Source organism: Cellulomonas sp. P4_B5_2, from assembly GCF_056402235.1.
Genome location: NZ_JBFUHU010000257.1, coordinates 1 through 8,472, shown reverse-complemented (window position 1 = coordinate 8,472; position 8,472 = coordinate 1). Strand labels below are relative to the sequence as shown.

At 72.2% G+C, this 8,472-nt stretch carries 5 protein-coding genes and 1 pseudogene; 1 reads left to right on the top strand and 5 read right to left on the bottom strand.

Annotation, left to right across the window (positions count from 1 at the left end; translation table 11 throughout):
* Positions 1 to 178: 178 nt before the first annotated feature.
* Together AC1DUQ_RS16730 and AC1DUQ_RS16725 are read right to left on the bottom strand one after the other, a co-directional pair.
* Positions 179 to 1,450: a Glu/Leu/Phe/Val family dehydrogenase gene (locus tag AC1DUQ_RS16730; RefSeq protein ID WP_477061610.1), complete on the bottom strand. Its 1,272-nt coding sequence runs from the start codon at positions 1,448 to 1,450 to the stop codon at positions 179 to 181.
* A 79-nt stretch (positions 1,451 to 1,529) separates the two neighbouring features.
* Complete coding sequence (locus tag AC1DUQ_RS16725) at positions 1,530 to 1,922, bottom strand: hypothetical protein (protein WP_477061611.1); 393 nt, start codon at positions 1,920 to 1,922, stop codon at positions 1,530 to 1,532.
* A 204-nt stretch (positions 1,923 to 2,126) separates the two neighbouring features.
* Between AC1DUQ_RS16725 and AC1DUQ_RS16720 the strand changes: the two genes are divergently transcribed.
* Positions 2,127 to 5,381 (top strand): bifunctional proline dehydrogenase/L-glutamate gamma-semialdehyde dehydrogenase, encoded by a 3,255-nt coding sequence (locus tag AC1DUQ_RS16720; protein ID WP_477074173.1) that lies wholly within the window; start codon positions 2,127 to 2,129, stop codon positions 5,379 to 5,381.
* Positions 5,382 to 5,396: 15 nt separating this feature from the next.
* On the opposite strand, the pseudogene AC1DUQ_RS16715 reads toward AC1DUQ_RS16720, so the two are convergent.
* The 3 genes and pseudogenes from AC1DUQ_RS16715 to AC1DUQ_RS16705 form a co-directional block, all read right to left on the bottom strand.
* Positions 5,397 to 6,398: pseudogene (locus AC1DUQ_RS16715) on the bottom strand (LacI family DNA-binding transcriptional regulator); the annotation flags it as partial.
* Between the two features lie 87 nt (positions 6,399 to 6,485).
* On the bottom strand, positions 6,486 to 7,400 hold the full coding sequence (locus tag AC1DUQ_RS16710; protein ID WP_477061614.1) for a carbohydrate ABC transporter permease: 915 nt from the start codon (positions 7,398 to 7,400) through the stop codon (positions 6,486 to 6,488).
* Positions 7,397 to 8,407, bottom strand: a complete 1,011-nt coding sequence (locus tag AC1DUQ_RS16705) for a carbohydrate ABC transporter permease (protein WP_477061615.1) — start codon at positions 8,405 to 8,407, stop codon at positions 7,397 to 7,399. The genes AC1DUQ_RS16710 and AC1DUQ_RS16705 overlap by 4 nt, the downstream gene beginning before the upstream one ends.
* Between the last annotated feature and the right edge of the window lie 65 nt (positions 8,408 to 8,472).

Below are 8,472 nucleotides of genomic sequence, written 5' to 3'. Positions count from 1 at the left end.
ACCCAGAACCGCGCGTAGCCGGCCGCGTCGGCGGCGCGGGCGAGCGTGGTGGTCGCGGCGAGCGCCTCGCCGGACGACTGGCCGACAGCGACCGGGGAGGTGTCGAGCACGGACAGGGGCACGGGGTTCGGACGAGTCACCTCGTTCGCAACACCCGTACCCCTGCCCGTACTCCCGATCAGGGGTAGAGGCCGCGGATCTGGTGCGCCTCGGCCACGCGCCGGACACCGATCGTCAGAGCTGCGTCGCGCAGCGAGATGCCCTCCGCGCCCGCCACGGCGGCGACCGCACGGTGGGCCGTGACCATGCGGTGCTCGAGGCGGTCCTCGATCTCCTGCTCGGTCCACCAGTACGCCTGATTGGCCTGCACCCACTCGAAGTACGACACGACGACGCCGCCGGCGTTGGCCAGGATGTCCGGCACGACGACGATGCCCCGCTCGGCGAGCACCCGGTCGCCCTCGTGGGTGGTCGGCCCGTTGGCGGCCTCCACCACCCAGCGCGCCTTGACCCGACCGGCCGCCTCGGCGTCCAGCACTCCCTCCACGGCTGCGGGGATGAGCACGTCGACGTCGAGCGCGAGGAGCTCGGAGTTGTCGATCGGGGAGCCGCCGTCGAACCCGCTGACCGTGCCGGTGCGCTCCACGTGCCGCACCAGCGCGACGATGTCGAGRCCGTCGGTGTCCATGACGCCGCCCTGCTCGTCGCTGACTGCGACCACCCGGCTGCCGGCGTCGTGCAGGAACCGCGCGGCGTGCGAGCCGACCTTGCCGAAGCCCTGCACGGCCGCACTGACCTCGTGGAGCTTGACGCCCGCGTCACCGAGGGCCGCGGCGGCGCAGTGCACGACGCCGCGGGAGGTGGCGGTCGCGCGTCCCAGCGAGCCGCCGACGGCCAGGGGCTTCCCGGTGGTCACCGCGGGGATCGTGTAGCCGCGGTTGACCGAGTAGGTGTCCATGACCCAGGCCATGGTCTGCTCGTTGGTGCCGATGTCCGGCGCCATGATGTCCCGTTCGGGGCCGATGATCGGCATGATCTCGCTGGTGTAGCGCCGGGTCACGCGTTCGAGCTCCGCCTGGGAGTACTGCCGCGGGTCGATGGTGACGCCGCCCTTGGCGCCGCCGTACGGGACGTCGACGACCGCGCACTTCCAGGTCATCCACATGGCGAGCGCCCTGACCTCGTCGACGTCGACGCTGGACGAGTAGCGCAGCCCGCCCTTGCCCGGGCCGCGGGAGATGTTGTGCTGCACGCGGTACCCGGTGAAGAGCTCGATCTCGCCGTCGTCCCGTCGGAGGGGGACGGCGACGTTCATCTCGCGCCGGGGTGTGGCGAGCATGCGGTGGAGCCCCTCGGTGTAGCCGAGGATCTCGACGGCACCGGCAAGCTGTGCCTTGGCGGTGGCGAGGGGCGTGGTCTGCTGCGGGGTCTCCGCTGTGAGGTTCGTCACGCCCCCACCTTGTCACCGCCTGGGCCTGGCGCACGGCAGGCCCGAAGGGCGAGCCGCGCGTGTCCGTACCGCGGGCAGGTCAGCAGACCTGTGCGTCGTCCAGCGGCTTGATCACGGACCCGCCGAGATGGCGCGAGCTGCGCGCGGGCACCCGGACGCACGTGCCGAAGGTCCCGTTGAGGTAGACGCCCTTCACGAAGACGTCGGTCGTGCGGCAGTTGTACACGCGCACCGTGTAGTACGTGGGGTGGTTCACGTAGAGCCCCGTGAGCCACCTGCAGAACTCCTCCTCGTCCTCGATCGTGGCCATGGGCTGCACGAGACCGCCGGTGACGGGCACGGCACGCAGTGGCGCCGGTCCCAGGTCGTCCGCCGCGGAGGCCGGGACCGCGGCGACGAGGCCGCCGACCAGGAGGACGAGGGCACTGAGGGCGGTGACGAGGACTCGTCGGGCACGGACGCGAGCTGGCATGCGGATCCCCCTGGTGTCGACCGCGCAGCGGTGCGCGGACGCGTTCACCTTGGCGAGATCGGGCGGGCGGGTCAACCGGCATCCGGGCGATGGACGTCGCACGGACGGTCCGTGACGGCCAGACTGGCCCCAGGCCGGACCCGGCCCGCACGGAGGACCACCAGAGCCCGGCCGCAACCCGGCACGGGCGGAGCGAGGAGCAGCATGTCGACGACGGGCGACGTCACGCAGGACGCGATCCGGTTGGCCCGGACCTGGCTGTCCGCGACGGCGGAGGGCCAGACGGCCCGCGAGCGGCGCACCACCGGGCGGTTGGCGGCCCTGGTGTCGGACCCGGCCGGGCTCGAGCTCGCCGTGCGGTTCGTCGACCGCGTCGCACGCCCCCAGGACGTCCGGGTCGCCGCCCGCGAGCTCGCCGGCCTCTCCGCCGGTGCGGCGTCGGGGTTCCTCGGCCCGCTCGACCGGGTGATGCTCGGCGCCGGGGCGCTCGTCGCACCCGTGCTGCCCGACGTCGTGGTGCCGGCCGCGCGCCAGCGGCTGCGCAGCCTGGTCGGCCACCTGGTCGCCGACGACGGGCCGGGACTCGCCACGCACCTGGCCGCGACGCGGGCGGAGGGCTTCCGGCTCAACCTCAACCTGCTGGGCGAGGCGGTGCTCGGCGAGCGCGAGGCGACCGCGCGGCTCGCGCGGGTGCACGCGCTCGTGGAGCGGCCCGACGTCGACTACGTGTCCGTCAAGGTCTCCGCGGTGGCCAGCCAGCTGTCCACCTGGGACTCCGAGGGCAGCGTCGCCCGGGTGGTCGAGCGGTTGCGTCCGCTCTACCTGACGGCGGCTCGGCACGGCACGTTCCTCAACCTCGACATGGAGGAGTACCGCGACCTGACCCTGACGCTGCGGGTGTTCGAGCGGCTGGTCTCCGACCCCGAGCTCATGGGAGCCGAGGCCGGCATCGTGCTGCAGGCCTACCTGCCCGACGCCGCCGACGCGCTCGACGAGCTGACGGCCATCGCCACCGAGCGCCGGGAGGCCGGAGGTGCGCGTCTCAAGGTGCGGCTGGTCAAGGGCGCCAACCTCGCGATGGAGCAGGTCGAGGCCGAGCTGCACGGCTGGCCGCAGGCACCGTACGGCTCGAAGGCCGAGGTCGACGCGGCGTACCTGCGGCTCGTCGACCGCGCCCTCGACCCTGCCCGCACGTCCGCCCTGCGGGTCGGCGTCGCCAGCCACAACCTGTTCCACGTCGCCGCCGCCCACCTGATCGCGCAGCAGCGCGGGGTCTCCGAGGCCCTCGACGTGGAGATGCTCCAGGGCATGGCACCGGCGCAGGCGCGTGCGGTCCGGGACGCGGTCGGCGCCRTCCTGCTCTACACGCCGGTGGTGGCCAGGCACGACTTCGACGTGGCGATCTCCTACCTCGTGCGGCGGCTGGAGGAGAACTCCGCGAGCCAGAACTTCCTGCACGCGCTGTTCGCGGACGGCGACGCGATGGACGACCAGGAGGAGGCGTTCCGGGTGGCGTTCCGCGACCGGGACCTGCCGTCGACCGCCGCCCGCCGCGCGGCCAGGCCCTACACCGACGAGCCGGGTGCGGACGCCTTCACCAACACGCCGGACACCGACCCCGCCGTCGGGGTGGCCCGCGCGTGGGCGCGGGGGGTCGTCGACCGGGACGTGCCGGTGCCCGACGGCGCGGTCTGCGTCTCCACGACCGACGAGGTCGACGCCGCCGTGGCGCGGGCGTCGGCCGTGCTGCCCGCCTGGGCCGCGACCCCGCCCAGCGAGCGCGCCAGGATGCTCCGGGCCGTCGCGGTCGCCCTGGAGGACGGCCGCGCCGACCTCGTCGCGACGATGGTCCACGAGACCGGCAAGACGGTGGCCGAGGCGGACCCCGAGGTCAGCGAGGCCGTCGACTTCGCGCGGTACTACGCCGACCGCGCCGCGGACCTCGCCGACGGCGTCGTGCTGGGCGCCGTGCACCGGCCGTCCGGGCTCACCGTCGTCACGCCGCCGTGGAACTTCCCCGTCGCCATCCCGGTCGGCTCGGTGCTCGCCTCGCTGGCCGCGGGCAGCCCCGTGCTCGTCAAGCCCGCGCCCCAGGCGCCGCGCTGCGGGCAGGTCGCCATGGCGGCCATCCAGCGCGGGCTCGACGAGGCGGGCGCCCCCGGGGGCATCCTCACGGTCGTCCTCAGCCCCGAGGGCGACGTCGGCCGCCGGCTCGTCACGCACCCCGACGTCGCACGCGTCCTGCTCACGGGCTCGATCGAGACGGCACAGCTGTTCGCCGGCTGGCGGCCCGACCTCGACGTGCTCGCGGAGACGTCCGGCAAGAACGCCCTCGTCATCACGCCGTCCGCCGACGTGGACCTCGCGGTCGCCGACCTGGTGCGGTCCGCGTTCGGGCACGGCGGGCAGAAGTGCTCGGCCGCCTCGCTCGCGATCCTCGTCGGCTCGGCGGGTCGTTCGGACCGTCTCCGGCGCCAGCTGGCCGATGCCGTCTCCTCGCTGCGCGTCGGGCCCGCCACCGACCTGGGTACCGCCGTCGGACCGCTGACCGAGCCGGCGTCGGGCAAGCTCCTGCGCGCGCTGACCACGCTGGACCCGGGGGAGTCGTGGCTCGTGGCGCCGCGGCGCCTCGACGCGGAGGGCCGACTGTGGAGCCCCGGCGTCAAGCACGGGGTCACCCCCGGCTCCTGGTTCCACACCACCGAGTGCTTCGGCCCGGTGCTCGGCATCATGCGCGTCGAGACGCTCGACGAGGCCATCGACCTGCAGAACGCCGTCGCGTACGGGCTGACCGGAGGCCTGCACTCCCTGGACGAGGCGGAGATCGACCACTGGCTCGACCGCGTCGAGGTCGGCAACGCGTACATCAACCGGCACATCACCGGGGCCATCGTGCAGCGGCAGCCCTTCGGCGGCTGGAAGGCCTCCACCGTCGGACCCGGCGCCAAGGCCGGGGGGCCGCACTACGTCGCGCAGATCGGTCACTGGCAGGACGCCCCCGACGTGCCGCAGGACGACGACGCCTGGCTCGCCTGGGCGCGGGCGGACGACGCCCTCGTGTGGGCGGACGACCTCTCGCTCGAGCACGACCCGTCCGGGCTGCGCGTCGAGGCGAACGTCCTGCGCTACCGGCCCGTCCCGCACCTCACGGTCAGGACCGGCGCCGACGCGCGGGCCCGGGAGGTGGACCGGGTCTGCCACGCGGCCCGCACGGCCGGGGTCGACGTGATCCTCAGCGACGTGTCCGGCGAGTCGCACGAGGCGTTCGCCGCCCGGGTCCGGGCCGGCGAGGTCACCGGTCGTGTGCGGGTGGTCGGGTCGGCGCCCGGCCTGCGGGAGGCCGCGGCGAGCCGCGTCGGCGAGGTCACCGTGCTGGACGGGCCGGTGCTCGCCAGCGGCGCCCGCGACCGGTGGGTGTCCCACCGGGCCTTCGATGACCGTGCCGGCGCGCTCCCGTAGCGCCGGACGGTCGCACTACGCCGAGGCGCGGATCACCAGCTCCGGGGCGAAGATCAGCGGTGGCGACGGCGGGGCGCCGTTCAGCTGGTCGAGGAGGCGGGCTCCCGCGGCGCGCGCCATGGCCACGACGGGCTGGATGACGCTGGTCAGCGGGGGAGTGGTCGACGCGGCGACGCCGAGGTTGTCGTAGCCCACGACCGCGATGTCCCGGGGCACCTCCTTGCCGTGCTCCGCGAGGACGCTGAGCGCGCCGGCCGCCATGAGGTCGGACGCGATGAAGATCGCGTCGACGTCCGGGAAGCGCGCCAGCAGCTCGCGCGCCGCGGTGGTGCCGGACGCCATCGTGAAGTCACCGTGCACCACGGCGTCGTCGGACATCCCCGCCGCACGGATGGCGTTGCGCCAGCCGGTGAGGCGGTCGATGCCGGCGGACATGTCGGCGGGTCCCGCGATCGTCGCGATGCGGGTGCAGCCGCGATCGATGAGGTGCTGTGTGGCGAGCCGGCCGCCCTCGACGTTGTCCGTGTCGACGTACTGGACGTCACGCTCGTCGGCGGACAGCGGGCGGCCGACGAACACGTTGGGCACTCGCGACAGCTGCAGCGCTCGGTCGAGCTCGTCGTTGGCGTGGTGCGACACCACGATCGCCCCGTCCACGTGCCCGTTGCGCAGGTAGCGGACCGTGCGCTCGCTCTCCCCGGGACGGGCGATGACGAGCACCACCTGCATGTCGGAGTCGGCCAGCGACGAGCTCAGGCCGTTGAGCGTGCCGGCGAAGAACGGGTCGGACAGCACGCGCTCGTCAGGCTCCGGGACCACCAGGGCGATGGAGTCGGTGCGCTTGGTGACGAGCGAGCGGGCGGCACGGTTGGGGGTGTAGCCGAGATCGGCCACTGCGGCCTCGACCGAGGCGAGCGCTTCGGGAGAGACGCGCAGTCCGCCGTTGATGGCGCGGGAGGCTGTCGAGCGCGAGACACCTGCCCGCTCGGCGACCTGCTCGAGCGTCGGCGCGGGGGGCCCCCCCCCCCCTCCCCATCGACCGGCCTCACGTGGTCGGGGTGCGACCGTGAGGGTCCGGGACCTGCCGTGACCAGTGTGCGTGGCTCAGCCCTTGACGGCACCCTGCATGATTCCGGCCACGAGCTGACGGCCGGCGACGAAGAACAGGATGATCAGCGGGATCGTGGAGATGGTGACGCCCGCCATGATCAGCGACATGTCCTTGAAGTACGACGCCTGGAGCAGCTGGATGGCCACGGGCAGGGTCGGGTTCTGGTTGCCCAGGACGATGAAGGGCCAGAAGAAGTTCGTCCATGACGCGACGAACGTGAACAGGCCGAGCATCACGGCTGCGGGACGAGCCGCCGGGAGAGCGATGTGCCAGAAGGTCCGGATCATCGACGCGCCGTCCACGCGGGCGGCCTCGACGAGCTCGTAGGGGAGCGCGGACTCGAGGTACTGCGTCATCCAGAACACACCGAACGCGGTGACCAGGCCGGGCACGATGACGGCGATGAGCTTGCCGGTCCACCCGAACTGGGACATGAGGATGAACAGCGGCACGATGCCCAGCTGCGTCGGCACGGCCGTGGTGGCGATGACGAACACGAGCAGGCCGTTGCGACCGCGGAACCGCAGCTTCGAGAACGAGAACCCGGCGAGCGTCGAGAAGAGCACCACCGACAGGGCGGTGATCGTCCCGACGATGATCGAGTTGCCGAGCGCCTTCCAGAACTGGATCTCCGAGTTCAGGACCTTGCCGACGTTGTCGAAGAACTCGCCCTGCGGGATCAGCGACGGGATCGGGTTCTGCGCGATGTACGCGGAGTTGGCCGACGCCAGCAGGAACGCGTAGTACAGCGGGGCGATGGCGAGGATGATCGCGAACGCCAGCAGGACGTACGTGACCCAGCCCGGACGACGGTCCGACCCAGCGGCGGTCGAGCGGCTCCGCCCGGCTGCGCGTGCGGCACCACGGCCGGCCGTCTGCCGGATGACCGGCAGCGAGGGGGCGCTCATCGGGACACCTTCTTCCGCTTCTTCGTCGCCGAGGTCTCCGACGAGATCTTGCGCGTCGCCGTGAAGTTGATCATGGCGATCACGATGATGATGAGGAACAGGATCCAGGCCACCGCGGACGCTCGTCCGAAGCTCTTCTGGTTACCCCAGCCGAGCTCGTAGATGTACATCGTGGCGGTCATCCACTGACGGCTCGGGCCACCCTGACCGGTCTGGTCGAACAGGCGGGGCTCGTCGAAGATCTGCAGGCCACCGATCGTCGAGGTGATGACGACGAAGATGATGGTCGGCCGGAGCATCGGGACCGTGACGGAGAAGAACTGGCGGACCCGGGTGGCACCGTCGAGGACGGCGGCCTCGTAGAGGTCCTTCGGGATCGCCTGCATCGCGGCGAGGAAGATGAGGGTGTTGTAGCCCGTCCAGCGGAAGTCGACCATCGTCGCGATCGCGATGTGGCTGGGCAGGATCTGCGCGTGCCAGCCGATCGGGTCGATGCCGATGTAGCCGAGCACCGTGTTGATCAGGCCGGACTTGTCGGCGAACAGCTTGCCGAAGATGAGGCTGACGGCGACGGGCGCGACGACGTAGGGGAGCAGCACGCCCATGCGCCAGAAGGTGCGGGCACGCAGGTTCGCGTCGAGGAGCGCCGCGAGCACGATCGCGATGATCAGCTGAGGCACCGTCGAGATGAAGAAGATGCTGAAGGTGTTGCGCAGGCCCTTCCAGAAGTTGGGCTCCTGGAGGACGAAGAGGTAGTTCTCGAAGCCGACGAAGTCACCCTTGCCACCGATGAGGTTCCAGTCGTGCACGGAGACGTACGCCGTGTAGACGAGCGGGAACAACCCCGTGAGCGCGAAGAGGATGAAGAACGGCGAGATGTAGAGGTAGGGCGAGACCTTGACGTCCCAGCGACCCAGGGTCTGGCTGAAGCCCACGCGGCGGGGCGCGCGCTCGGGGTCGCGACCGCGACCGCTGTCGAGCTGGGGCGAGGTGGTGGAGGTGACCATCAGGTGTCCTTCGTGGCAGTGGTCCGGAGCCTTCGCTGGCGGGGCCGGGCCGATGGGTGACCCAC

What these genes read in the sequence shown, in the direction of transcription:
- AC1DUQ_RS16705 (WP_477061615.1), bottom strand. Translation starts at nt 8,407, where the DNA reads ATGGTCACCTCCACCACCTCGCCCCAGCTCGACAGCGGTCGCGGTCGC.
- AC1DUQ_RS16725 (WP_477061611.1), bottom strand. Translation starts at nt 1,922, where the DNA reads ATGCCAGCTCGCGTCCGTGCCCGACGAGTCCTCGTCACCGCCCTCAGT.
- AC1DUQ_RS16710 (WP_477061614.1), bottom strand. Translation starts at nt 7,400, where the DNA reads ATGAGCGCCCCCTCGCTGCCGGTCATCCGGCAGACGGCCGGCCGTGGT.